The sequence below is a fragment of the Leifsonia lichenia genome (genome assembly GCF_054780215.1).
In genome coordinates, this window is record NZ_BAAGWT010000009.1 from 161,931 (window position 1) to 185,485 (window position 23,555).

At 66.6% G+C, this 23,555-nt stretch carries 19 protein-coding genes, 1 tRNA gene and 1 other RNA gene; 11 read left to right on the forward strand and 10 right to left on the reverse strand.

The genetic code is table 11. The annotated features are described in order from the left end of the window. Window positions 1-633 carry a TetR/AcrR family transcriptional regulator gene (locus ACYVGI_RS15860; protein ID WP_460633563.1) on the reverse strand — a complete coding sequence of 211 codons (633 nt, stop codon included), beginning with the start codon at window positions 631-633 and terminating at the stop codon, window positions 1-3. A 65-nt stretch (window positions 634-698) separates the two neighbouring features. Beyond that, window positions 699-3,122 (reverse strand): glycoside hydrolase family 3 N-terminal domain-containing protein, encoded by a 2,424-nt coding sequence (locus ACYVGI_RS15865; protein ID WP_460633564.1) that lies wholly within the window; start codon window positions 3,120-3,122, stop codon window positions 699-701. 309 nt (window positions 3,123-3,431) lie between these two features. On the opposite strand from ACYVGI_RS15865, the gene ACYVGI_RS15870 reads away from it, so the two are divergent. Continuing rightward, window positions 3,432-4,016, forward strand: a complete 585-nt coding sequence (locus ACYVGI_RS15870) for a TetR/AcrR family transcriptional regulator C-terminal domain-containing protein (protein ID WP_460633565.1) — start codon at window positions 3,432-3,434, stop codon at window positions 4,014-4,016. 10 nt (window positions 4,017-4,026) lie between these two features. Here the strand turns inward: ACYVGI_RS15870 and ACYVGI_RS15875 are convergent, their stop codons facing one another. The 4 genes from ACYVGI_RS15875 to ACYVGI_RS15890 form a co-directional block, all read right to left on the reverse strand. Beyond that, window positions 4,027-5,253 (reverse strand): GDSL-type esterase/lipase family protein, encoded by a 1,227-nt coding sequence (locus ACYVGI_RS15875; RefSeq protein ID WP_460633566.1) that lies wholly within the window; start codon window positions 5,251-5,253, stop codon window positions 4,027-4,029. Continuing rightward, complete coding sequence (locus tag ACYVGI_RS15880; protein WP_460633567.1) at window positions 5,250-5,837, reverse strand: TetR/AcrR family transcriptional regulator; 588 nt, start codon at window positions 5,835-5,837, stop codon at window positions 5,250-5,252. The genes ACYVGI_RS15875 and ACYVGI_RS15880 overlap by 4 nt, the downstream gene beginning before the upstream one ends. Before the next feature lie 61 nt (window positions 5,838-5,898). After that, on the reverse strand, window positions 5,899-6,798 hold the full coding sequence (locus ACYVGI_RS15885) for an SDR family NAD(P)-dependent oxidoreductase (protein WP_460633568.1): 900 nt from the start codon (window positions 6,796-6,798) through the stop codon (window positions 5,899-5,901). Window positions 6,799-7,018: 220 nt separating this feature from the next. Then, the gene (locus ACYVGI_RS15890; RefSeq protein WP_460633569.1) at window positions 7,019-8,350 is read right to left on the reverse strand and encodes an MFS transporter; all 1,332 of its coding nucleotides are present in this window, start codon (window positions 8,348-8,350) and stop codon (window positions 7,019-7,021) included. Between the two features lie 160 nt (window positions 8,351-8,510). Here ACYVGI_RS15890 and ACYVGI_RS15895 point away from each other — a divergent pair, with 160 nt between their 5' ends. Beyond that, complete coding sequence (locus ACYVGI_RS15895; protein WP_460633570.1) at window positions 8,511-8,984, forward strand: transposase; 474 nt, start codon at window positions 8,511-8,513, stop codon at window positions 8,982-8,984. Between the two features lie 130 nt (window positions 8,985-9,114). Here ACYVGI_RS15895 and ACYVGI_RS15900 read toward each other — a convergent pair whose 3' ends face one another. Next, window positions 9,115-9,714 carry a cation transporter gene (locus ACYVGI_RS15900; protein WP_460633571.1) on the reverse strand — a complete coding sequence of 200 codons (600 nt, stop codon included), beginning with the start codon at window positions 9,712-9,714 and terminating at the stop codon, window positions 9,115-9,117. Window positions 9,715-9,764: 50 nt separating this feature from the next. Here ACYVGI_RS15900 and ACYVGI_RS15905 point away from each other — a divergent pair, with 50 nt between their 5' ends. Beyond that, the gene (locus ACYVGI_RS15905; RefSeq protein WP_460633572.1) at window positions 9,765-10,442 is read left to right on the forward strand and encodes a cation diffusion facilitator family transporter; all 678 of its coding nucleotides are present in this window, start codon (window positions 9,765-9,767) and stop codon (window positions 10,440-10,442) included. Window positions 10,443-10,889: 447 nt separating this feature from the next. On the opposite strand, the gene ACYVGI_RS15910 is transcribed toward ACYVGI_RS15905, so the two are convergent. Together ACYVGI_RS15910 and ACYVGI_RS15915 are read right to left on the reverse strand one after the other, a co-directional pair. Then, window positions 10,890-12,455, reverse strand: coding sequence for a hypothetical protein (locus ACYVGI_RS15910; protein ID WP_460633573.1), 1,566 nt, complete (start codon window positions 12,453-12,455; stop codon window positions 10,890-10,892). Next, window positions 12,424-13,050, reverse strand: a complete 627-nt coding sequence (locus ACYVGI_RS15915) for a hypothetical protein (protein WP_460633574.1) — start codon at window positions 13,048-13,050, stop codon at window positions 12,424-12,426. Before ACYVGI_RS15915 ends, ACYVGI_RS15910 begins: the two co-directional genes overlap by 32 nt. A gap of 171 nt (window positions 13,051-13,221) precedes the next feature. Here ACYVGI_RS15915 and ACYVGI_RS15920 point away from each other — a divergent pair, with 171 nt between their 5' ends. Continuing rightward, entirely contained in the window at window positions 13,222-14,409 is a 1,188-nt protein-coding gene (locus ACYVGI_RS15920) for a site-specific integrase (RefSeq protein ID WP_460633575.1), read from the forward strand. A gap of 68 nt (window positions 14,410-14,477) precedes the next feature. Here ACYVGI_RS15920 and ACYVGI_RS15925 read toward each other — a convergent pair. Next, a tRNA-Ser gene (locus ACYVGI_RS15925) sits at window positions 14,478-14,565 on the reverse strand. A gap of 104 nt (window positions 14,566-14,669) precedes the next feature. Here ACYVGI_RS15925 and ffs point away from each other — a divergent pair. From ffs to ACYVGI_RS15960, 7 genes are all read left to right on the forward strand, one after another. Then, an RNA gene (ffs, locus tag ACYVGI_RS15930) (signal recognition particle sRNA small type) lies at window positions 14,670-14,766 on the forward strand. A 106-nt stretch (window positions 14,767-14,872) separates the two neighbouring features. After that, entirely contained in the window at window positions 14,873-16,207 is a 1,335-nt protein-coding gene (locus tag ACYVGI_RS15935) for a DUF1254 domain-containing protein (protein ID WP_460633576.1), read from the forward strand. 3 nt (window positions 16,208-16,210) lie between these two features. Continuing rightward, window positions 16,211-18,334, forward strand: a complete 2,124-nt coding sequence (gene pta / locus ACYVGI_RS15940) for a phosphate acetyltransferase (protein WP_460633577.1) — start codon at window positions 16,211-16,213, stop codon at window positions 18,332-18,334. Next, a complete protein-coding gene (locus tag ACYVGI_RS15945; RefSeq protein ID WP_460633578.1) occupies window positions 18,331-19,545 on the forward strand; it encodes an acetate/propionate family kinase in 1,215 nt (404 codons plus the stop codon). The genes pta and ACYVGI_RS15945 overlap by 4 nt, the downstream gene beginning before the upstream one ends. Before the next feature lie 24 nt (window positions 19,546-19,569). Further along, window positions 19,570-20,952, forward strand: coding sequence for an acyl-CoA thioesterase/bile acid-CoA:amino acid N-acyltransferase family protein (locus ACYVGI_RS15950; protein ID WP_460633579.1), 1,383 nt, complete (start codon window positions 19,570-19,572; stop codon window positions 20,950-20,952). Further along, entirely contained in the window at window positions 20,952-22,253 is a 1,302-nt protein-coding gene (locus ACYVGI_RS15955) for an acyl-CoA thioesterase/bile acid-CoA:amino acid N-acyltransferase family protein (protein WP_460633580.1), read from the forward strand. The genes ACYVGI_RS15950 and ACYVGI_RS15955 overlap by 1 nt, the downstream gene beginning before the upstream one ends. After that, entirely contained in the window at window positions 22,253-23,506 is a 1,254-nt protein-coding gene (locus ACYVGI_RS15960) for an acyl-CoA thioesterase/bile acid-CoA:amino acid N-acyltransferase family protein (protein ID WP_460633809.1), read from the forward strand. Before ACYVGI_RS15955 ends, ACYVGI_RS15960 begins: the two co-directional genes overlap by 1 nt. Window positions 23,507-23,555 lie beyond the last annotated feature (49 nt).

Sequence of the window (23,555 nt, forward strand, 5' to 3'; positions counted from 1 at the left end):
TCACGCCAGCCGCCCGAGCGTTGAACGCACAAGCTCGATGCTCTGCCGTTGAAGGGTGGCGATCGGTGGCAGGGGAGCGGCTCCCTCGCCATCCGGAACAAGGGAGCGCATCGCGCCGGCGCAGAGCCCGAGCAGCAGATGAGCGCTCGCGTCCCTCGGCTCGACATCCGACCACCGCGGGCTGGCCCGCAGAGTACGCAGCGTCACCTCGGTGAGGGCTTCGCTGAGTTTGCTCACGTGCCCGACGTGTGCGGAGACCAGCTGCGGGTGGCGCCGGATGATGTGTGCGCGATGCCGATGCTGAGCCAGGTCTTCCAGTACCGGCCGACCGATCAGGAAGAGCAAGCCCATGACCGATTCGACAGGATCCGATTCACTGTAGAGCGCGGAATGTTCGGCCAGCAGGTCGTCGTCGAGCAGGAGAAGAGTGCTTTCGAGCAGCGCATCCTGTTTGCTCTCGAAGTAGTTGAAGAAGGTGCGCGGGGACACGCCGGCGCGATCGGCGATGTGGTCGATCTTGGCGACCTCCAGACCGTCTCGGTCTACGAAGTAGAAGGTTGCCTCGCGTAGCCGAGCCCGCGTCTCGCGATGCTTCCTCTCGCGGAGCCCGAGCTGTGAGTCAGGATTCGTCATCGAATGTGGGCCACGGCACGGGCCGGCGGCGACGCGGACGTCGTCACCGGCCCGTGGTCGGGTTGTCAGACAGCAGCCTCGGCGAGGGACGCGACGTCGACCGTCGAGAAGAAGCTGCGCTCGCTGCTCTTGAGCGGGCGCGACGCTCCCTCGACCGTGAAGGATCCGGTGAGGCTCCGGTCGTCGGAGGACGTTCCGACGTAGACGTCGACGACTCCGGGATCGACGGAGAACCCGCCACGCGCGTTCGTGTAGCCGAGCTGCGCGGCCGCGACCGTGAAGGTGATGCGACGCGCCTCTCCGGCCTCGAGCTCCACGCGGCTGAAGCCGGCCAGCTGCTGAGCCGGACGCGTCACCCCGCTTGTGTTCGAGTGCACATAGAGCTGCACGACCTCGGCACCGGATCGATCGCCCGTGTTACGGACAGTCAGGGCGATCGTCGCCTCACCGTCGGTGCCGATCGCGTCGGGGGTGACCGACAGGTCCGTTATCTCGAACGCCGTGTAGCTGAGCCCGAACCCGAACGGGTAGAGCGGGGTGGCCGGCCCGTCGATGTAGTGGTTGCCGAACGGGGTGTGGCTGCGGTAGCCGCTCGCGGAACGCTGGTGGTGGAAAATCGGCAGCTGTCCCTGGTGCCGTGGCAGCGTGAAGGGGAGCTTGCCGCTCGGGTTGATCTCACCGGTGACGACGCGGGCGATGGCGTTGATGCCGCCGACGCCGTTGAACGACGCGCTCGCGAGAGCGTTGGCCTTCTGCAGCGAGGCGGGCAACACGTACGGCCGCCCCTGGATGAGGACGGCGACAGTCGGCTTACCCAAAGCGATAATCGCGTCGATCAGTCGGCGCTGAACCTCGGGCAGTTCGATGCTCAGTGAGTCGCTCGCCTCACCCTCGGTGCGATCGCCGACGAACCAGGCGCTGGCGCCCCCGACGGCGAGCACGACGGTGTCGGCGTCGCGCGCGGCACTCACGGCGCGGGTGAACGCGTGGTCGTCGAGCTCTTTGAGGATCCCGGTGCCCGGTTCGACGATGACGGAGGCGCCGAGCGCGGACAGCTCTTCGGCCAGGCCCTTTACGCCGTATTCGCTGCGCACCCATTCCTCCTGGGTGAGCGGCTTCTCGGCAGAAGCCTGCGTCTCCGGCATGTACTCCTCCATGCCGACCATGTTGTTGAAGCCGCCCTGAGCCATGAAGATGCCCACGGCACGAGCCGCAGGGAACGAGTAGGCGGGGTACTGGAACGCCGCGGCCTCGGCGTGCGGCCCGACGACGGCGACGCGCCCCGCCTTCACGTCGAGGGGGAGGATGCCGTCGTTGGCGAGGAGGGTAACGCTGCGGTCGGCCATCTCCTGGGCGAGTTCGCGGCCCTCCTGGGCGACAGCGTCCAGGTCGATGGTCTCCTGGGCGTACGGCTGCTCGAACAGACCCAGCTCGAACTTGGTCGTCAGTAGGCGCAGGGCGGAGAGGTCGAGGAGCTCCTCCTCCACGCGTCCGGCGCGCACCTCTTCGGCAAGGACCTTGCCGTAGGACCACGGCGATGGGAGTTCGAGGTCTAGCCCTGCTTCGAGGCCGAGACGCGCCGCGTCGGCGGCATCGACGGCGGCCTTCGCGCGGTCGACGACGTGCTGGAACGAGATGTAGTCGGAGGAGACATAGCCCTCGAATTCGAGGGTTCCGCGCAGGAGCGTTGTCAGGAGCTCGTAGGAGATCGCCGCGGGGACGCCGTTGACCTCGGAGTAGGTGTTCATGACGGAGCGGAGTCCCGCGAGCTGGATGGCGGCCTCGAACGGGAGGGCGAAGACGTCGCGGATGCGACGGGATCCGGCTTCGACGTTAGCCGAGTTCAATCCGCCCTCGGAGGCGCCGTAGCCCAGGAAGTGCTTGCCCGTCGCGACAACGCCGTCGGCGAGATCGGTACCCTGCAGGCCAGCGATGTACGACGTGCCGAAGGCTGCGGCGAGGTACGGGTCTTCTCCGTACGTCTCGTGAACGCGGCCCCAGCGCGGCTCGAGCGAGACATCGAGCACGGGGCCGAGCGCTTGGCGTAGGCCGAGGCGGCGCATCTGGCTGCTCACCAGGTCACCCATCTGCTTGCTGAGCTCGGGGCTCCACGTGGCAGCGACGCCCGACTCGGTGGGGAACACCGTGTGGCCAGGGGCCTGAACGCCGGCGATGGCCTCGTTGTGGAAGACCGCAGGGACGCCGAGACGCGTGTTCTCGACGAGGTAGCGCTGGATGAGGTTGATCTCTGTGGCGATCTGCTGTGGGTTGGTGCCACCCGTGCTGGTGAGTGGTGCGACCTGCCCGATGCCCTCGCCGAGCACTGCTTCGACCGTCTCCGTGTTGAGCACGCCACTAGCGAGTACGGACGGCGGCATGATGCAGGTCAGTTGCTGCGACTTCTCCTCGATCGTCATCTCTTTGAGGAGTAGCTGGGCACGTGAGGCGGGAGCGAGGGCCGCGTTCCGGAAGGAGTCGTCGTGGGACATTTCAGGCTTTCTTCGAGATCCGGGGAGCTCTCCTGAGACGCCACGGAGTCGACTCCTCTGTCAGTTCGATTCGCGGGTAGAGTATTTACCAACGGGCGTGAAAAAACAGTATCCGACAGTTCGGTATGACGCAAGCAGTCGATCGAGGGCTCAGGATGTTGACAGAATGAGTGCCTGAAAGTGAGGTACGCGATGGTGGAGGATCCAACTCGGGCAGAGCCTGTCCGGCGTGGACGCGGGCGCCCCGCGCGCGTTTCACGGGCCTCGATCATCGATGCGGCCAGGGGGCTGCCACTCGGGGAGCTGTCCATGCAGGCAGTCGCCGATCGACTCGGTGTGGACCGCACGACGATCAACTACCACTTCGCCGACAGGGAGGAGCTGTTCGCGACCGTCGCCTCGGCGATGCTCAGTTCAGAGCTGGCCGACTACACCCCACCCGAGAGCGACGACTGGCGCGACTGGGTCCGTAGCTACGCGCAGAACATCCACGGTGCACTGATCCGGCACTCGTCGATCGTCCTCTACGTGAAGCTCCCGCTGGGAAGCGATGCGGCGGCGCTCGCGCCCGGCGAGGCGATCATCTCCAAGCTCCTCGACGCAGGATTCGACGAGGATTCCGTCGGTCACGCGGTCGCATTCATCAGCGAAGTGGTGCACGCTACCGCTCAGAACGAGATCCTGGTCTCGCAAGGTGGGCACCCGCAGGGTGAGGAGCTCATCCGTTTCCTCGAGGACCAACCGGCCGATGCAGTTCCCGGCCTTCGGCGTCTGATCGAGCTCAACCCACTCGGCCGCACGGCGCACTTCGACTTCGCGATCCAGATGGTGATCGCGGGGCTGGAATCGTTGCTCCCGTCTGACCGCTACGCCGGCTCAAAAACGAGACCCTAGCGACTTGTCGCTAACGGGTTGACCCTTTCGCGTCGGTGACGAGGGACTCGAGGGCGGGCCGCAACCGGCTTGTCCACGCGCGATATCCGGCCGTGTTCAAGTGCAGCCCGTCCGTAGTGAGGTCACGCCTCAAGGACCCTCGCGGCGTTGCTAGGATCGGCCAGAGGTCCAGGAAGGTTGCACCCGCGGATGCTGCGATGCCGCGATATCGATCGTTGAGACGGCGGATCCGGTCGGCGTACTTGCGTTGCCGAGGCATCACCGAATTGATCACAAGCGGCACGTCGGGTGCGAGGTCATGGATTCCTTCGAGGAGGAGCTCGAATCGATCGGCGATGGCGTCGGGTTCCCGGTCGCCGGCGTAGCGGAGGTCGTTCGTCCCAGCCAGGATCGAGACGCCGGCCGGCGCATCGATGGCCGTATCCAATCTGTCGATCATCTGCGAGATGCGGTCACCACCGATTCCACGGTTCACGACCGGGAGTCCGCGAAGCCACCCGTCCCACACCCCTCCTTCGGTGATGCTGTCCCCCAGCAGGACGATGGATCCTCTGGGTCGCGGGAGCGTTCCGAAGAGGGTCGCTCGGAGTTGCCGGGAGCGTTCGGTTATCCCACCTACCGCGGGCGGGTCCATCGGAACTGCCGTAGGTGGCATAACAGTGGTATCGATCAGGGGCGCAATCGCGGAGGCGATCGACGCATAGACGCCGGCGCTCCAGGACGACAGTGAGACCAAATACCCTTCGCCCGTTCGCTGAGGGATTTCGGGTGCTTCAACGAAGATCCCGCCGCGTTCGGTGACGAGGCGAGCTGCGCGGTGGTTGTACGTCGTCGCGAGAGGCCCGAGGTCGGATCGCGGCGGAACTCCCACGACGATTACGGGAGCGGGCGCGACGGTACGGCGCGCTTGGGAGACGAGTTCTGCGACATTGCCGGCGACGCGTTCTGGATCGGCCGAGCGTCCGAGCCCGAGCAGATCGCCGGTGCCGGTGAGGATCACGAGCGCTCGGGGCTGCCGGACGAAAGGGAGCAGGGGCGACAGCTCGTCGACTCGCAGAAGCAGATCTCCGAGAGTGCGAACGGTGAGTTCGGGGAACCATTCGGGCCAGTTGCCGCCGTTCGCCCGCCCGTCACCGATGAACACGAGATCACCCGGTTCGGTGGGAAGTACGCGGGATTGGTTCGTGCGTCCGATGCGGGCGAGGAGGGCATGGGCGGCTCGGCCCTTGATGCTCACGGCTGGGTCTCCGGCAGGATGCCGTTCAGGATGGTGTTGGTCAGGTCGTCGGCGAACCCCATCGTGACCTCTTCGTGCGTGACAAGCCGATAGAGCAGGGCGCCGACGATGACCTCGGCGATCGTCTCGGCTGGCGTTCCGCCTCGCACCTGCCCCGCATCTTCGGCTCGATTCAGGCGCTCGGCGAGAGCCTCTCGCGCGAGCGTGTTGAGCTGCTGCTGGAAGCCGCGGGCGATATCGCGGTCTTCGGAGGCAGCTGCTCCCGCCGCACGGATCAAGGCGACGGCCTGGGGATCCTTGGTGATCGTCACGAACTTTTGCACCCATGTGGTGAGGTCGTCGCGGATGTCGCCACTGTCATTCACTTCGAGGGCGGGCGTGAGCACGTATCCCTCAAGAAGGCAGTGGGCGACGAGGGCGCTCTTGGAGGCGTACCTGCGGTAGATGGTCGGTTTCGATACGCCGGCGGATGCGGCGATGCGGTCGATCGAGAGCTTGTCGTAGCCGTGCTGCGTCAACTCGGCGCGGGTCGCGTCGAGGATCGCGCGCTGCGCGGCTTCGCTGCGGGGGCGTCCTGCGGGCATGGTGTGAGTATGTCGGCGGGAGGCGTCGACCGGAAATCGGCGCGCCTCCCGCCAGCCGTTTCTACTTGAGGACCGTTCCCGGAACGAGCACGTCGAGCTCGTCGAGCGTGTACGGGTCGTTCTCGTAGGGGTCGCCCTTGCTGATCGTGTTGAGGTCTTGGTACTCGGACCAGACGCTGACCTTGCCGCCACCGGAGTGGAAGACCTTTCCGGAGACGTTCGCGGCCGCGTCCGTGGTGAGCCACGTGACGATCGGCGGGACATGCTCGACCGGCCCCGGACCGCGCTTTGCGGCAGCGAACATCTCTTCGGAGAGCCGGCCCTCGGCGTGCGCCTTCTCCAGCTCGGGGAGCATCAGTTCGTAGGTGCGAGTGGACGCCCCGGGGGCGAAGGTGTTCGCGGTGACACCCGTGCCGGCGAGCTCGGTAGCAAGGCCCTTCATCATGGAGACCGTGCCACCCATCGCTGCGGCGAACACCGGGTTCCCGACGCCGCCACGCGCGCCCTCTGATGCGACCGAGATGAAGCGGCCGTAGCCGCGCTCGACCATGCCGGGAACGGTGGCGCGCGCCAACCAGAACTTCTGGCCGAGGAACAGGTCGAGCAGCTTGTAGTACTGCTCATCGCTGATGTCGATCTGTCCGTTCATGACGGCGCCCGCGATGGCCAGAACGATGTCCGCCGGCCCGAACGCGTCTTCAGCGGTCTTCACCAGGTTCGCGACGCCCTTCGGGTCGGCCACCGAGTCGTAGTTCGCGACCGCTTCGCCGCCTGCTGCGATGATCTCGGCGACGGTCGCGTCGGCCGCAGCCGAGCTCATGCCTGTGCCCGCAGCACTCGTGCCGAGGTCATTGACGACGACGCGCGCACCTTCCGCGGCCAGGGACAACGCGCACGCCTTGCCGACGCCGTTTCCGGCACCGGTCACGATCGCGACCTTGCCCTTCAGTCGGTCACCCATTTTCGGATCTCCTTCGTGTTGGCCGACTTCGTCCGTGCGACATGATGCGTTGGCGGGGAATCGGCGATTCCAATTACGTAACAAACAGTGTCGTAATTAAGCGGGCTGCGCAAGTGTTTCTTTCCCGAACGGGAAACATTCAAGGAAATGCTCAGGAACGGGACGGGGCCGGCTAGGCGCACTGCGCCCCGCCGACCCCGCGAGCCGATTTATGTGCAGCTCAGCGGACGCTCCGGATGAAGATGACACACCCGCTCGCCAGCGCGCCGGCGACGATCACGAGCAGGAACACCAGGCCGTACCCAGTTGATGCGACCAGGGCGCCGGCGAGTACGGGTGCGGCGATGCTGCCCACCGACCCCGAGACATTGAGGAGTCCGAGGTCACGACCTGCATTGGTCTTGTTCGGGATGACGCGGGTCATCAGCACGCCATCAACCGAAATGTACGAGCCGAAGGCGAGGCCGACGATCGTGAAGCCGATGAAGGCGCCCGGAAGCGTCGGGACCAGGGCGAGGATGAGTGCCCCGGGGATGAAGAGCAGCGATGATCCGATCACGAACGGCTTGATTCGTCCGAACTTGTCGACGAGGAACCCGCCGGCAAGGGCTGCGATGGCAAGGGCGAGCGTGCTGAAGATCGTGATCTGCGGGAGGACCAGGCTGGCCGCAGCTGTCGTGTGGTCGCCGACCTTGAAGTAGTCGCGTAGGGCGTAGAGCTGGAGCCCCGTTGCGAGCCCGAATGCCATGAACGCCAGGCCGCGCGCGACGAACGTCAGCCAGTAGTCGGGGTGGCTCTTCGGCGTCGGGAACTTCGGCTTCACCATGCCGGCGGCCTGCTCCTTGGTCATCAGCTCCGACACCGGCACGTCGCGCGTGAAGAAGGCGAAGATCGCGCAAAAGACCACGAGCTGTACGGCGAGGATCACGAAACCGATGAAGATCGTGGGAGCAAGAGCGGCCGCAGCAATTCCCAGCCCGGAGCCGATGAGCCCCATCATGCCGTTCAGGCTCGAGATGCGACCACGTGAGCGAAGTGGGACGCGCTCAGGAACGACGGCGCCGGACGCAGCAAGGATCACACTGATCGGGATCGTGGCCACCGACGCAAGCACGATCAGCATCGGGACCGTATTCGACGTGCCGAGTGCGACCAGCGAGATCGCTCCGGCAATGGCACCGATAAGCACCCACAGGTTGCGCCGCCCGAGGAAGCGGGTGCGGGTCTTGTCGGAGAGGATGCCGCCGATGGGACCGGCCAGGAGATAGGTGAGGCCCGAGAGTGAGAGGGCGAGGCCGAGCGTGGCCGCAGCCCCAACCTCTTCGCCACCAGGGAAGCTCGCGATGAGCTTGGCGAGCAGCGCACTGTTCACACCGCCCGAGACCGCAGAAGCGCCGAGCGCGACCAGCGGGAACAGGAACCAGAGGCGACGCTGCATCGTCTCGGGCTCAGTTGAAAGAGAGAACGATCCTGTCGGATCGGCCACAGTCACGGACTGGGCAACGCCGATCAGCGTTGGTTCGTTGATGGGCAGGTTCTTTTCCTGGGGCATCGGAGGTCCTTCGTCGTTGAGAGGCGGTTTCCCGACGGGGAAACGAGTTTCCCGTGCGGGAAACACTAGGACACTGTCCGTTCAGAGTCAAGCGGACTCTATCGAGGGCGCCAGTCGTCAGCGGACATGTCACACTGCGGAGCGGAACGCGCTGACCGCATTGCTGCGCAGCTTCGACCTCGGCATCGACGTCCGCAAGCCGCTCACCGACACTCAGGTGAAGGAGATCACGGGCTGGCGGCAGCGCGCGAACGACGACGCCGCAACGGCAACGATCCGGCAGGAGGCCCGCCGGCTGGCGGTCTCGGTTCAGGCCCTCTCCGCGCAGCTTGTTGAGAACCAGGCAGCCCTCGCCGCTCATGTTCACGAACTCGCGCCCGGGCTGCAACAATTGCTCGGAGTCGGTGCTGTCCCTGGGGCGATCCTTATGGCGGGCTACTCGCATCAAGGACGGCTTCGTAGCGAGGCCGCGTTCGCGGCCCTGGCCAGACCGTCACCGCTGGAAGCGTCGAGCGGGAACACGGCCAGGCATCGGCTGAACCGGCATGGCGACCGGCAGCTGAACGGGGCCTTGGACGCGATCACCCGCGTCCGATTGAGCTGCGATCCGCCCACCCGCGAGCATCTGTCTTGACGGCTGGCGGAGGGCAAGAGCAAACGCGAGGTTCGGCGCAGCTTGAAGCGCAATATCGCCCGGCAACTGTTCCGGCACCTGAGCACGATGATGGCCTGAGGGCTCACCGCGAATGTGAGCGGCAGGTTGGTCAAGCTTCGGGCGTGGGTTCTTCGCGGAAGATGTGGATGGCTTCGCGGGCGGCGTAGAAGACGATGACGAGGCCGGCGACGGGGTCGGCCCACCACCAGCCGAGTGTGTAGTCGAGCACGATCCCGAGCAGGACGCTCGTGGCGAGGATTCCGTCGATGAGGGTGACGCGTCCCTCGGTGAGCAGGACCGGAGTGTCCAAGCGTTTCCCGACGACCCATTTGCCCCAGGCGAGGGCGAACATGACCAACGCGGTGAGGGCGGTCCAGCCGATCCCGCCGATCAGTGGGGTGGCGTGGTGGCGCAGGATCAGCGCGACGGCGGCTTGGATGAGGAGGTAGGCGGCGATGAGGATGAATGCCCACCCGATTAGGCGCAGCGCGACGTGTTGCCGCGCCTGGTTGGTGTCGGTGAGTTCCCAGATCACGACGATGCTGGCGCCAATCTCGATCAGGCTATCCAACCCGAAGCCGAGCAAGGCGACGGACGCGGATTGGTAGGCGAGGATCGCCAGGACCACGACGCCGACGACGTTCCAGGCGAGGGTGATGACTTCCAGTCCAATTCCGGATCGGCGCAGTCTCGGGGAGAGGTCGGTCACCTGATGACGGTACTCGATGACCCGTCAGGACGGGATGAAACAATGCTCGGGTGTCCGACGAGACGAATCCTTCCCTGCCCAACTCGACGGTGGGTGCACCGAGGTGGAGTCAGCATCGTCGGATACTGATCGTCCTCGGGCTGAACCTTGCGCTGATCATCGGGCTGGTCATCGCGGGCCTGCTCGCGCATTCAGTCAGTGTGCTCGCCGCTGCCGGCGATACCGTCGCCGACTGTTTCGCCCTTGTACTCGGTCTGATCGCGATCACGCTGCGCGACCGGGATCCCGACCATCCGCACGCGCAACGACCGATTGCGATCGCCGCGTTGGTGAACGCGACCCTGCTGCTGGCTATCACGGTGATCGTGGCGATCGAGGCCATCTCCCGGCTGCGGGAGGGATCGCCATCGGTCGAGGGGCTGCCGATGGTGATCGTCAGCCTGATCACGATGATCGTGATGCTCGCCGGGGCGTTCGTCCTCGGCCGTTCCGCAGCGGGGGAAGACCTGCACATGCGGTCGGTCCTCATCGACGCACTCGCCGATGCGGCAGCGGCCGCGGCGATCGCGGTCGCCGGAGCGATCATCCTGGTCACCGACGGGCTCTATTGGCTCGACCCGGTCCTCGCGTTGGGAGTCTCCGCCCTCATCGCCATCGCCGCGATCCAGCTCATCGTCAAAGCGATCGCAGCTGTGCGCGGCAAGGACGTCGACTTCGACGACGACTGATCCCTTCGGAGTCGGCCCTCCGATACGCGCGTCAAGACGCATGAGGCCGGTGGCGCTGGCGCGGGCAAGCGACACGCGGATGCTTAGTGGAGCCCACGGAGGCGGCGCTGCTTCTGTTGCATGGAGCGCCTTCGGCGTGTGTCCCGTCGGGCGGTCGGCGTGACAACACTTTGACAACACTTGGGCGAAGCCAGAGAGTGTCGAGCGAGGTCAAGGAGCGTCAAGGACCAGCCAGATTCTGCGGTTTTGCTCGTAGCCCCTGACGTCACAAGACCCTTGGCTAGAGTTCGAATCCCACGCCCTCCCAGGTGCTGATGAGCCGCAATACATGGCAAGCATGTCTTCGACAGCAGGCGACTCTGCGGTGTAGGGACCGAAGTGCAAGGGGCCGCTCGGACGGGTTCCGAGGCGATGACACGGTAAGCGTGGTTGCGACAGAGCAGCCGATTAGGCGCTCGTGGTGGCGCCGAGAACCGGTGGTGGGTTGGCTAGCCAGGCCCGAAGTATTGATGGGTAGTGCCGGCTCCGACAGGAGGCGGTTAGGAGCATAGCGTCGCAAGCCGTCGCGTCGACGGTCCATTGATGATGGGGCGGAAGCGGTGAGCCCCAAGCCTGGTAAGTCACCACAGGATGTGGGTGCACCCCGTCTCCGCCTCGCCGCCAATGAGCCTTGTTCTCATTAGCGGCTTCCATCTCAGGAGTAATTCGAAGGGCAGTCAAGTTGTCGAGCATCACGTCATAAAGGTCTCTTGCACCCAGGAGAATGCAGAGATCCATGACCACACTCACCAGGTAGCTCGAAGGCCGCCGAGTGGTTTCCGTGACGTCAAAAGCACCGCCGAGTAGTCGTTCCACTGCGACTAGCTCTGGTTCGCCAATGGAAGCGAGACCTAAACCAGCCTTGTCAGGGTCGTATCGATCAAGCAGCCAGATGGCGATCGATCGAACATATGTGATTGCTGCGGCCGGGTTCTTCGCGCCGAGCACCATCGCGACTGGTAGCAGTGACACTGCGAACTGGTCCGAGACGGGGCGAGCCGCTCCCGGGTGCTTGGCAAGAAGGTGCGCGGCGTTCGCCGCGCGCTCCGCAAGGAGCTCGTCCTCGGTGGATATCGCCAATAGTGCGATCAGCTCCGCCGTCCTGCAGCAGACCACCTGATAGGCGACAATCGCCATTGGTCGAAAGGTTGCTCTGGCAAACGCTGAAGGGTCGGGCAATAGCGGTTCGATTTCGTCGAGCACTTCCGCGGCGATCCCGGCAAAAAGCCTCAGTGCGGCGTAGTAGATGCCCGATCGATTCGGGGTCTCGCTGGTATGAGCGACGGAAGCGCGAACGAGATGTAAAGCGACGAACGCGGCCAGATCGAGTCTCTTGCCGCGACGCAATGAATTAACAACTACCGCAGACTCGATCGCGGCCCGAGTCGAAACGGTTCCGTCGCCTTCGATCCAGGTTCGAGTGAACCGCTCCAGTCTTGGCTCATCCATTTCGCCGGACTCAATCGCAGCAACGAGCGTCATCAGCGCCGTGGATGTCGGGCTCCCGAGCAAACCGGTCGACGGGTCGTCGCTCATCCAATCGGCAAGAGTTTTGCGATCCCAGATTTCAAACTCCGCGACTCCGCGACTCTTGGCGCTGGCCTTGTACTCCTGAGCGTCGACAGCGGCAGCGCCCTTTAGTCGGCCAGTGGTCAGCAGGACTGCAACTCTAGGGAGTGAAGCGTCGTAATTCGGATGTGCGCGTGTGTTGTACTCGGCCTCCTCAAGCTGTGGGCGTATCTCACGCCACGACGACTGGCCAATGTCGCCTGCTTTGGACTGAATCGCGTACTGCTTCTGCCCGCCTGTAACGCTATCGCGGCGCTTGGCGATCACGTCTTTCCCGAACTCGAATGCGCCGTGAATGAAGTGGATATCCGTAAACCCTTGGGCAGACAAGAGGGCGAGAAGGGGAGCGTCGAATTCGCGTTCGGTGAGCGAATCAAGGAAGTTCTCGACGACGCCGCGAAGCATCCCACTCCTTACGCTTACGCGCGATGATGTCATCGATGCGCGCTGATTGTTCCGCCGTAGGCTGACGTCCCTGGAGCTTTTCGGCCGTGTCGGGATGCATCACAAGAGACATGTTGTGATTGCCATTTTCGTCGAAGCTGAATTCGAGCTTCTCCATCATCTCGGCGAGGGCGTCGAAGATGTCCTTATCGGATGCGTCGATCTCCTGTCCTGCCGCTTTCGCGGTGTCGCTTGCAAACGAAATGAAGCCGCTCGAAAGTTGCGATCCAAATGAGTCGGCTAGTCCGTAGACCTCGCTAAGAAAAGTGTCCAGGTCGAAATTGAGGGCGGTATCGACACTGACGATCCACTCGTATGCCACCTTGATCGGTCTGTAATTGCCTGACGTGCGATTCGTATCGGCGTCAGATTCATCGGACGCATCGTGTGGGAGCTCAGCGACGGTGACAGTTGGAACCGACGCCAGCAACGGATGAATTCGGTGGGAGAGTTTCCGGCTCGCCGACGCGAGCCACTCTCGGCCCGCGATGTCGTATTCGTCCGGCGCAATGCGTGGTGCAGCCACCGCCGGAGGTGAACCCTCCCCCTCAGTCATGAACTGATACTGGCACGGAAGTGCTGTCCAGACCGAAGGACGAGCGCGTTGAATGCAGCGATCCCGTCTGCGTCGAGCTTTGCTGCCACCTCCCAAGTGCGCCCGAGTGTTCTGGGATTTGCGCGCCGAATCAACTTCGAATCCGGAACCTGTAAGTGAGAGGGGAGCGATATGGGTACTGTCACGCCGTACGACACCAACGGTGGGCGCCGCTGGCGTGTGCGCTACAGAACGCCCGAACACCGTCAGACAGATAAACGAGGTTTCAAGACCAAGCGCGACGCCGAGCTCTACTTGGCGAACGTCGAAGTGGCCAAGGCGGCAGGTTCATTCGTCGATCCGAAGGCATCACGGATCACTGTGGGTGAACTCGCTCTCGGCTGGCTTGCGAACAAGCGGCACGCAATGAAGCCCTCAAGCTTTCACTCGATTGAGACGTCGTGGCGCGTCTATGTTGAGCCACGTTGGGCAACGACGGCTGTCGGCGCCATACGGCCAAGCGCCGTGGCGCAATGGATCCGGGAGATGGGCGAGGGGTCTGCCACGTCCAGCCCGCGAGCTGCGTGGACATCGGATGTTACGAGACCGCGCTCGGCGACCGTCGTGCTCCGCGCACTCGGCGTGCTCGCCGGCATCCTTGATGTCGCGCTGAAAGACGGTCGGATCGCTAAGAACGTCGCTCGCGGCGCGGACGGAGCCCCACAGAAACACTCGAATAAGGCGCGCAGATACCTCACACACGAAGAGGTCATCCGCTTCGCCGAGGCGGCCGAGACCGACATGCAGGCGACTCTGCTGATGACGCTTGCCTACTGCGGGCTTCGTTGGGCCGAAGCAACGGGCCTCCGGGTTCGTAATGTCGCGATGAAGCGGCGCCGGCTGGAGGTCAATCACACTGCTACGGAAGTCAATGGAAACGTGGTCGAGGGAGTGCCCAAGTCATGGGAGAGGCGTTCGGTCCCGTTCCCCGACTTCCTCACGGAACCACTCGCTCGCCTGTGCGCCGGGAAAGGCCTAGACGACCTGGTCTTCGCCGACCGCTTTGGCGGGTTCCTCCGCCGCCCCAGCGCCAGCAAGAACAAGCGGTCCTGGTTCCTGACTGCTCTCGCCGGCGCCGACCTGGAGCGACTCACGCCCCATGACCTCCGACACACCGCCGCGAGCCTGGCGGTCAGTTCCGGAGCCAACGTCAAAGCCGTCCAGCGGATGCTCGGTCACAAGTCGGCCGCGATGACCCTCGACACCTACGCCGACCTCTTCGACGACGACCTCGATGAGGTTGCGATGCGCCTCAATGAGGGTGGGCATCAGAAAAATGTGGGCAAAGTGTGGGCACGGAGAGCAAACCCGGGCGCCTGAACTAAGAACAAAAGCCCCAACTTCCGCGTAATTGCGCGGATCTCGGGGCCTTCAATGTCTTGGAAAAATGGCGGAGAATGGGGGATTCGAACCCCCGAGGGCTTGCACCCAACACGCTTTCCAAGCGTGCGCCATAGGCCACTAGGCGAATTCTCCTGAGGCGGTGTCGCTCCCGCGGGAGCAACGGCCACGAAGTATCCTACCGGGTCTTAGGGGGTGCTCTGTGCCACGGGCTCCCAGTCTGACCCGCTACACTGGTTTCCGGCTCCTCACGTGGCGCCATCCAGGCCAACTCCCCCAGGGCGGAAACGCAGCAAGGGTAACCGGGCTCTGGCGGGTGCGTGAGGGGTCTTTTTCTTTGCTGCCGGTCAGGGTGTTCCGCGTACAGTTGGGAGGAGCACAGCCGCTCTTCTACACTCTGTAGAAGGGCGGATCGAGATCCGCCGATGGAGTGAGGTGCTGGATGACCGGGCAATTGAGCGAATTGGCTTCTGAGGCGTATGTCTTCGGGTTTCCGCTCGTCTTCAATGGTGAGCAGATTCTGCGGCTCACCACGAGCGGGATCGGGTCTCTGCCTCCCGCCTCGCTCAACTCGTTCTCTCACGCTCGCGCGCTGGCGAACCCGCGCGACACCTTCGTCTCCATCAACAACGACACCGTCTACTCCATGGCGCCCGTCGACCTGAGCGTCGGTCCCGTCCTGCTGAGCGTCCCGGATGCGGGAGACCGCTACTACGTGCTGCAGTTCGTGGATGCGTGGACCAACAACTTCGCGTATGTCGGCACCAGGGCAACCGGCAACCGTCGCGGCGATTTCCTGCTCGTGCCCCCGGAGTGGGAGGGCGGCCCTGAGGCGGACGGTGTGACCGTCATCCGGTTCCCGACGCGCGTTGCGGTGATCGTCGGACGCTGGGCCTGCGACGGCGAGGAGGATCTGCCCGCCGTCGAGGAGTTGCAGAACTCGCTGACGCTGACGCCCATCCGGAAATCGCTCACGCCGCCGCAGGGCATCCCCGTGGTGGCCGGAGGGCTGAGCGAGGCGCTCGACTTCTTCGAGAGGCTGAGGGTCTGGGCGCTCGCTTTCCCGCCCGCCGAACGCGACAGGGCGGCCCTCGACTCGTACGGCGAGCTCGGGCTGACCAGCGCGTACACCGTCGCGGAGGCGCCCGCCGAGGTGCGGGAGGCGCTCGAGGTCGGATACGCGGCGGGCAAGCAGGCGCTCGAGATGGCCGTGCGCTCCGGCGACGGACCGTACGTCAACAACTGGCTGGTCAACCTGCACATCTTCGACTACAACTTGGACTTCTTCGAGGTGGGCACGCTCGACGATCCTGCCTGGAAGCACGCGGACGCGAAGACCAGGTATGCCACCAGGGCGGCGGCAGCGCTCGCCGGGCTCTGGGGCAACCACGGCTACGAGGCCGCGTACTTCTTCACCTACCTGGATGCGGCAGGGGATGCGCTCACCGGCGAGCACACGTACACCCTGCGCCTGCATCCCACGCCGCCCGTCGGCGCATTCTGGTCCATCACCATGTACGACCTCCCGAACTTCTACCTCGTCGAGAACCAGGCGGCGCGGTACTCGATCGGGGACAGGACGCGAGGGATCGTGTACGACGACGACGGAGGCTTGACCATCACCATGAGCGCGACCAGACCGGCCGACGAGAAGGCGGCGGCCAACTGGCTGCCGGCGCCGGAGGGCGAGTTCCGTCCCATCCTGCGCCTGTACGCGCCGAAGCAGGAGCTGCTCGACGGCACGTACGCGGTCCCTGCGATCGAGCGGGTCGTCTGAGTCGTGGCGAGATCTCTCTACATCACGTCCGCTGAGGGACACACCGGCAAGTCCACTGTCGCCCTCGGCGTCCTCGAAGCGCTTCGCCGCGCGGTCGGCCGGGTGGGTGTCTTCCGTCCCATCTCGCGGTCGACGTCGGAGCGCGACTACGTTCTCGAACTGCTGTTGCAGCGCGAAACGGCCGATATCGCCTACGAGGAGGCCATCGGAGTCACCTACGACGACGTGCACCTGGATGCGGATGCCGCCCTCTCCGAGATCGTGCGCCGCTTCCGGGCGGTCGAGTCCCGCTGCGACACCGTGGTCATCCTCGGCTCCGACTACACCGACGTCGGCAGCCCGACCGAGCTGCGGTTCAACGCGCGCATCGCCGCCAACCTCGGGGCTCCCGTGCTGCTCGTCCTCGGCGGCCGGGTCGGTCAGGGCCTCGGCGAGCGGCTCGGCCAGGCGGAGCCGCGCAGCGCGGAGGACATGAAACAGCTCACCGAGCTGGCCGTCGCCGAGCTGCGCGACGAGCACGTCGCTCTGCTCGGGGTCGTCGCGAACCGTGCGGACCCCGACGACCTCGACCAGGTCATCAGCGCCGTGCAGCAGGCTGTCGGGGTGTCGCCGAGTGGTGACAGGGCGCCCGTGTGGGCGATCCCGGAGGACCCGTTCCTCGTCGCCCCGAGTATGCGCTCGATCATGGAGGCCACGGGGTCCACCCTCATCGCGGGCGACGAGGCGCTGCTGGCGCGCGAGGCGCTCGGCGTCGTGGTCGCCGGCATGTCGATGAACAACGTCCTGCCTCGGCTGATCGAGGGCTCCGTCGTCGTGGTCCCCGCCGACCGCACGGAGGTGCTGCTCGCGGTGCTGCTGGCGAACGCATCCGGAACGTTTCCCTCCATCGCCGGAATCGTTCTCAACGGTGGCTTCGAGCTTCCCGAGCCGATCGAGCGGCTGCTCTCCGGCCTCCGGTCCCCGTTGCCGATCGTGGAGACCGACCTCGGCACCTACGACACCGTCGTGCGGATCACGCACGCCCGCGGCAGGCTCGCCGCCGACTCGCAGCGCAAATACGACACGGCGCAGGCGCTGTTCGAGCGCCATGTGGATGCGGATGCGCTGCTCAAGCGGCTCGACGTGAGCCCGCGGGATGTGGTTACCCCGCTGATGTTCGAATACGACCTGCTGGAGCGGGCCCGCGCCGCTGGCAAGCACATCGTGCTGCCGGAGGGGGAGGACGACCGCATCCTGCGGGCCGCGGCGACACTGCTCGCCCGCGGGGTGGCACGGCTCACGATTCTCGGCGAATCGTTCGAAGTGCGCGCCAGGGCCATCGAGCTCGGCGTCGACATCTCCGGCGCCGAGGTGCTCAGCCCGTTCGACGACGTGCTGCGGCTACGCTTCGCTCAGGAGTACGCGCGGCTCAGAGCGCACAAGGGCATCACACTGGAGCAGGCGTCCGACACGGTCACGGACCCCTCCTACTTCGGCACGATGATGGTCCATCTCGGCCTCGCGGACGGCATGGTGTCCGGTGCGGCGCACACCACCGCGCACACGATCCGCCCAGCGTTCGAGATCATCAAGACCCGGCCGGAGGTGTCTGTCGTGTCGAGCGTCTTCCTGATGGCGCTCGCCGACCGGGTGCTCGTCTACGGAGACTGCGCGGTCATCCCCGACCCGACGGCGGAGCAGTTGGCGGACATCGCGATCTCGTCGGCGGAGACGGCCGCGCAGTTCGGCATCGAGCCGCGCGTCGCCATGCTGTCGTACTCGACCGGCGAGTCGGGCACAGGCGCCGACGTCGACAAGGTGCGGGCGGCCACGGCCCTCGTGCACGAGAGGGCGCCGCAGTTGGCGGTGGACGGTCCCATCCAGTACGACGCGGCAGCGGATGCGGCGGTCGGCGCGGCGAAACTGCCGGGCTCGCAGGTGGCAGGGCGTGCCACGGTCTTCATCTTCCCCGACCTCAACACCGGCAACAACACCTACAAAGCGGTGCAGCGCAGCGCGGGCGCCGTGGCGATCGGGCCGGTGCTGCAGGGGCTGCGCAAGCCGATCAACGATCTGTCCAGAGGCGCACTCGTCGACGACATCGTCAACACCGTCGCCATCACCGCGATCCAGGCGGGTCTCGCATGAGCGCCGTCCTCGTGATCAACAGCGGATCGTCGTCGTTCAAGTACCAGCTCATCGACCTCGACACCGAGCAGCCCCTGGCGAGCGGCCTCGTGGAGCGGATCGGAGAGCGGTCGGGGCACACCACGCACCGCGGCCCGAACGGCACAAGCGAACGGAGCCTGGAGATCCCGGATCACACAGCCGGGTTCCAGGCGATGATCGAGGCGTTCGAGGCGGACGGGCCGAGTCTCACCGAGTATCCGCCCGTCGCCGTCGGCCACCGCGTGGTGCACGGAGGCAAGCGGTTCTTCGAGCCCACCATCGTGACCCCGCTGGTCGAGATCAACATCGAGGACCTCGCCGATCTGGCCCCGCTGCACAACCCGGCCAACCTGCAGGGCATCCGGGCGGCGGAGAAGGCGTTCCCCGACGTTCCGCACGTCGCGGTGTTCGACACGGCGTTCCATCAGACGCTGCCGCCTGAGGCGTACACCTACGCGATCGACGCGGAGCTCGCCGAGCGTCACCGCGTGCGCAGGTACGGGTTCCACGGCACCTCGCACAAATACGTGTCGGAGACCGCCGCCGCATTCCTCGAACGTCCGCTCGGGGAACTGAAGCAGATCGTGCTTCACCTCGGCAACGGCGCGTCCGCGTGCGCGATCGACGGCGGACGGTCGGTCGACACCTCGATGGGCATGACGCCGCTCGAAGGTCTCGTGATGGGCACCAGGTCGGGCGACCTGGACCCTGCCGTCCTCATCCACTTGGCCAGGCGGGCGAACCTCGACATCGACGGCCTCGACGAGCTTCTCAACCGCAAGAGCGGTCTGCTCGGGCTGTCGGGCACGGGCGACATGCGGGATGTGCGCCGCGCTGCCAACGACGGCGACGAGGCTGCGAAGCTCGCTCTGGCGACCACCGTGCACCGGCTGAAGCACTACATCGGCGCGTACACGGCGCTCCTCGGCGGCCTGGACGTGCTCACCTTCACGGCGGGGGTCGGCGAGAACGACGCTGCGCTGCGGGCGGATGCCCTGGCCGGGCTGGAGTCGTTCGGCATCGTTCTCGACCAGGAGCGCAATGCGAGCAGGTCGTCGGAGGCGCGGATCATCTCGACCGACGACTCGCCGGTGACGGTGCTGGTCGTGCCCACCGACGAGGAACTGGAGATCGCCCGCCAGACGGTGCAGGCGATCGGCGGAGACCCGGGGGCCTCAGCCGCCGGGTGACCGGCGACCGGCGGCGGTGATGTCATGCACGCGCGGAGCGGCACGGTGCGAGGACGGTTCGCCGCTGCGCGTGCTGCGCGCGGTGCGGGACCTGCCCGCGCTGTCCGGGCCGCTGTCGCCGTGCTCGCGCTCGCCGCTGTCGCAGCACTCTCGGGATGCACGTCGAGCGCCGTGTCGGCCGGGCCCAGGTTCGTCACGCCTCCGCTGATCCGGTACACCTCCGTGCTCTGGCCGGTTCCGCTCCAGCTCGTCGGCGCAGAGCCGGGCAGCCGGGTGCGACTGGAGGCCAGGATGAGCACGGCTCGTGGCGTCTGGAGTTCGTCGGCGACATACACGGTGCCCGCCTCAGGCACTCTCGATCTCGCCGCGGCCAAGCCGCAGCTCTCCCGCTTCTCCGAACCCGACTCTGCCGGGCTGTTCTGGTCGCTGCGCGGTCCTCAGCTCGAGGAGCAGGCGCTCGCGCAGCAGTGGATGCGCGACGTGTCGCCCGTCACCGTCACGGCCTTCGACGGCAGCCGCGCCATCGCCGCTCGCACGTTCCGCCTGCAGGGGATCGGCGCAGACGTGCGCACCAGGACGGTGTTCACCCGTGATCTGCTCGCGGCCACGGCGGCGCGGTCGGGAGGGACGGCCCCGCGCATCCCGACCCAGACGCACGAGGACGTGCGGGTCGGCACCTTCTACAGCGCGCGGTCGATCGAGCGGCCCCGTACCCCGGCCGTCGTGGTCTTCGACGACCCGGCTCCCGGCGCATCCAGTGACTTCGTCGCTCCGCTGCTGTCCCTGTTCGGGGCGTCCGTGTTCGTCGTGCCCACGACGCGCTCTGCGGACGGCGTGCGCCTCACCTCGATCGTCGACGCTGACACGATCGCCGGGGTGCTCGACTGGCTCGACGATCGGCAGGACGTCGACGGGCGGCAGGTGTTCGCATACGGGACCAGCCAGTCGGAGCAGCTTGCGCTGTGGGCTGCTGCGCGATTCCCCGACAGGCTGGCCGGAGTGTTCGCCGCCGGGGGAGCGACGGCCCTGATCTGCCTGCCGTCCAGTGCGGTGGGGCCGCTGTTCGACGGCGGCGTGCCGGAAGGCTGCATGATCGACCCGATGCTCGTGAACGATGCGGCGACGCCTCCGCTCTCCGTGCTGCGCGGATCGATCGTGATCGGCTGCTCCGTGCATGACGAGAAGCTGCCGTCGGCGTGCGGCTGGCTCGACGCCGTGATGGCCACCAGGGGCACGCGGGCGGGTGACGTCATCCTGCGGGACAGCACGGCGACCCACGCCACGATGGTGCCGCCCGGCTTGCCGATCGCCCTCCAGGACGGTCGAAGGGGCGAGAAGACCGAGCACGCGCGGATCGCGTTCTGGGACGCCGTGCTGAACGTGCTGCTGCGGGCGGGGCGGGCCTGATGCGCGCACGCGGGTGGCGGATGCCGGCGGCGGTTGCCGCAGCGCTGCTCGCCGTCGCCGTCCTCGCGGGATGCGGTGGCCCGGCGCGGTCGATCGGGCCGCGGTTCGTGGTCGACCTGCTCCACTCCGGGATGTCCGATCCTGTCATCCTCTCCGTGGTGGGGCTGCGGCCGGGCGGCGACGCTGTGCTCACGGCGACGGCGCACACCGCATCCGGGGTGTGGACGTCGAAGGCGGTCTATGCGGTGCCGCCCAACGGCGTGATCGACCTGTGGAGGGCGAAGCCGCTGCTCGCCCCGTACGACGGTGACGACCCCGCCGCCCTGCTCTGGAGCATGTCGGGACCGTCGCTCAGTCAGAGCGCGCTGGAGGAGACGTGGGCAGGCGGCGACGTGGACATCCGGCTCGCGGCGGAGCAGGACGGCCGCGAGGTCGCCTCGCAGACCCTCCACCGCACCGGCTACCGCTCAGCGAGCTCGACGCGAGACATCTTCGCGCGGGACCTGCTGAGCGGAACGGACAGGGAGGAGGACATCGGAGGAACGGTGTTCGACAGGCGCATCGGAACGTACCTGGCGCCCGACCCGCCCACTGTGCAGTCCCGCCCGGCGGTCATCGTCATCGACGGCGACGACGGAGGAGCGTCCGGTGCGTTCGTGGCGGGGCAGCTCGCCGCCAACGGGTTCCCCGCCTTCGTGCTGCCGTCCTTCGGGCCGACAGGGCAGATCCCCGGATCGTCCGCCCTCAGCGTCGAATCGTTCGACACTGCGCGCACCTGGCTCGCCGAGCAGCCGGAGGTGGATGCGTCCCGCATCTTCGTCTGGGGAACCTGGCGGGCCGCGCCGCTCGCCCTCTGGTTCGCCGCAGCCGAACCGTACGCCGTGTACGGCGCCATCGCCGCGAGCGGGCCGACAGCGCTGCTCTGCACGGCCTCTGGCGGAGCGTCCCCGCTCACCAGCGACGGCGACCCTGTGCCGTGCGAGAGCCAGGTGCGCACGATCGCGGATACGCCCTCGCTCCGCCTGGACCGCATCCCCGGCCCTGTCGTGCTGGCGTGCGGGACGAAGGACGAGATCCTGTCCAACGCGTGCGACTGGATGACGGCGGGGGAGCAGGCCAGAGGCGTCCGGGCCGACGACCAATTCCTCCGTGCTGTCGGCAGCGGGCACACGATCGGCACGCCGCCGATCGTGCCGGTGGGGCTGTCGGACCTCACGCCGGCGCTCGCGCAGGCGACGGAGCGTGCGCGGAGCGCGTTCTGGGTGGATGCCCTCTCCGCACTGCAGGGGGCGGTGGAATGATGGCGGGTGTGAGGATCGCTGCCGTCGTCGCCGTGCTGGCCGTCGTCGCCGCGCTCGCCGGGTGCGCGCAGCCGTCGGGAAGCCCGCACCAGGACGGCCCGCGATTCGTGGTGAGCCAGAACCCGAGCCCGGTCTGGCAGCCGGTGGGAATCAAACTGGCATCGCTCCCTCCCGGTCAGCGGGTGACGATCACGGCCACGGTGCGCGACGGCGCTGTCTGGTCGTCCCACGCCGACTACCTCGTGCCGGCGAACGGTGCCATCGACCTCGACAGCCAGGCGCCCATCGACGCTCCCTTCTCCGGCGTCGACGGGATGGGGCTGTTCTGGTCGCTGCACAGCGCATCCGGTGCTCCGGCGTCCTCCGCCGAGATGTGGGGTGCATCCACGCTGCGGGTGGGGCTGGCCGCGGTCGCCGGAGGTCGTCGCGTCGCCCAGACCACCGTCGTGCGGGTCGGACTCTCCTCGGCGTCGACGTCGAGCGCCGTCTTCGACGACGGCATCAGCGGCGACTACTTCCGGCCGAAGACCCAGGACGTCGCGCTCCGCCCCGCCGTGATCGTGTTCGACGGGACGGACACCGGGACGCCGACGGGCGTCATCGCCGCCTCCCAGCTCGCCGCCAACGGCTACCCGGCGCTCGCGCTCTCCACCTTCGGATCGGCGGGGCAGCTCGATCCGTCCCATACCTTCCCCGCCGAGCGCTTCCTCTCCGCGATCGCCTGGCTGCGCTCGCAGCCGGGGGTCGACCGCCAGCGGATCTTCACCTTCGGCGCCTCCAGAGGCGCGCAGCTCGCCCTGTGGACGGCGGTGGCATACCCCCAGCTCGTCTACGGCGCCATCGCGCCGGGCGGCACGACAGGGCTGATCTGCAACTCGCCCGTCCCGAACCCGGCCGTGACGGTCGGCGGGAGCTGGGTGCCGTGCGCGTCTGGCACGCGCGACACCAGCCGGCCCAACGTGCTGGACCTCTCCCGCATCCCTGGCCCGATCGTGCTCGGCTGCGCGGGGCGCGACGAGCAACTGGACAATGGATGCGCGTGGATGAGCGCCGGAATCGCCACCAGGGGCACGAGGGTCGGCGACGTGTACGTGCGCGCGGCGAACGCGACGCACCTGTTCTACGCTCCGCCGTACACCCCGCTCTTTCTCCCCGCCGCCCCGTATGCGCAGCCGACGGAGGATGCGAGGGTGCAGCTCTGGAACGGCATCCTGGAGGCGCTCTCCGAGCCGTCGAGCGTCCCCGGCCACTGAGGCGGAGATCCGCTCTGTTCCGATCCGCTCCTCACGACCGAATGTCGGC

What these genes read in the sequence shown, in the direction of transcription:
- ACYVGI_RS15860 (WP_460633563.1), bottom strand. Translation starts at nt 633, where the DNA reads ATGACGAATCCTGACTCACAGCTCGGGCTCCGCGAGAGGAAGCATCGC.
- ACYVGI_RS15865 (WP_460633564.1), bottom strand. Translation starts at nt 3,122, where the DNA reads ATGTCCCACGACGACTCCTTCCGGAACGCGGCCCTCGCTCCCGCCTCA.
- ACYVGI_RS15870 (WP_460633565.1), top strand. Translation starts at nt 3,432, where the DNA reads ATGCAGGCAGTCGCCGATCGACTCGGTGTGGACCGCACGACGATCAAC.
- ACYVGI_RS15880 (WP_460633567.1), bottom strand. Translation starts at nt 5,837, where the DNA reads ATGCCCGCAGGACGCCCCCGCAGCGAAGCCGCGCAGCGCGCGATCCTC.
- ACYVGI_RS15885 (WP_460633568.1), bottom strand. Translation starts at nt 6,798, where the DNA reads ATGGGTGACCGACTGAAGGGCAAGGTCGCGATCGTGACCGGTGCCGGA.
- ACYVGI_RS15890 (WP_460633569.1), bottom strand. Translation starts at nt 8,350, where the DNA reads ATGCCCCAGGAAAAGAACCTGCCCATCAACGAACCAACGCTGATCGGC.
- ACYVGI_RS15910 (WP_460633573.1), bottom strand. Translation starts at nt 12,455, where the DNA reads ATGCTTCGCGGCGTCGTCGAGAACTTCCTTGATTCGCTCACCGAACGC.
- ACYVGI_RS15915 (WP_460633574.1), bottom strand. Translation starts at nt 13,050, where the DNA reads ATGACTGAGGGGGAGGGTTCACCTCCGGCGGTGGCTGCACCACGCATT.
- ACYVGI_RS15920 (WP_460633575.1), top strand. Translation starts at nt 13,222, where the DNA reads ATGGGTACTGTCACGCCGTACGACACCAACGGTGGGCGCCGCTGGCGT.
- ACYVGI_RS15935 (WP_460633576.1), top strand. Translation starts at nt 14,873, where the DNA reads ATGACCGGGCAATTGAGCGAATTGGCTTCTGAGGCGTATGTCTTCGGG.
- ACYVGI_RS15945 (WP_460633578.1), top strand. Translation starts at nt 18,331, where the DNA reads ATGAGCGCCGTCCTCGTGATCAACAGCGGATCGTCGTCGTTCAAGTAC.
- ACYVGI_RS15950 (WP_460633579.1), top strand. Translation starts at nt 19,570, where the DNA reads ATGCACGCGCGGAGCGGCACGGTGCGAGGACGGTTCGCCGCTGCGCGT.
- ACYVGI_RS15955 (WP_460633580.1), top strand. Translation starts at nt 20,952, where the DNA reads ATGCGCGCACGCGGGTGGCGGATGCCGGCGGCGGTTGCCGCAGCGCTG.
- ACYVGI_RS15960 (WP_460633809.1), top strand. Translation starts at nt 22,253, where the DNA reads ATGGCGGGTGTGAGGATCGCTGCCGTCGTCGCCGTGCTGGCCGTCGTC.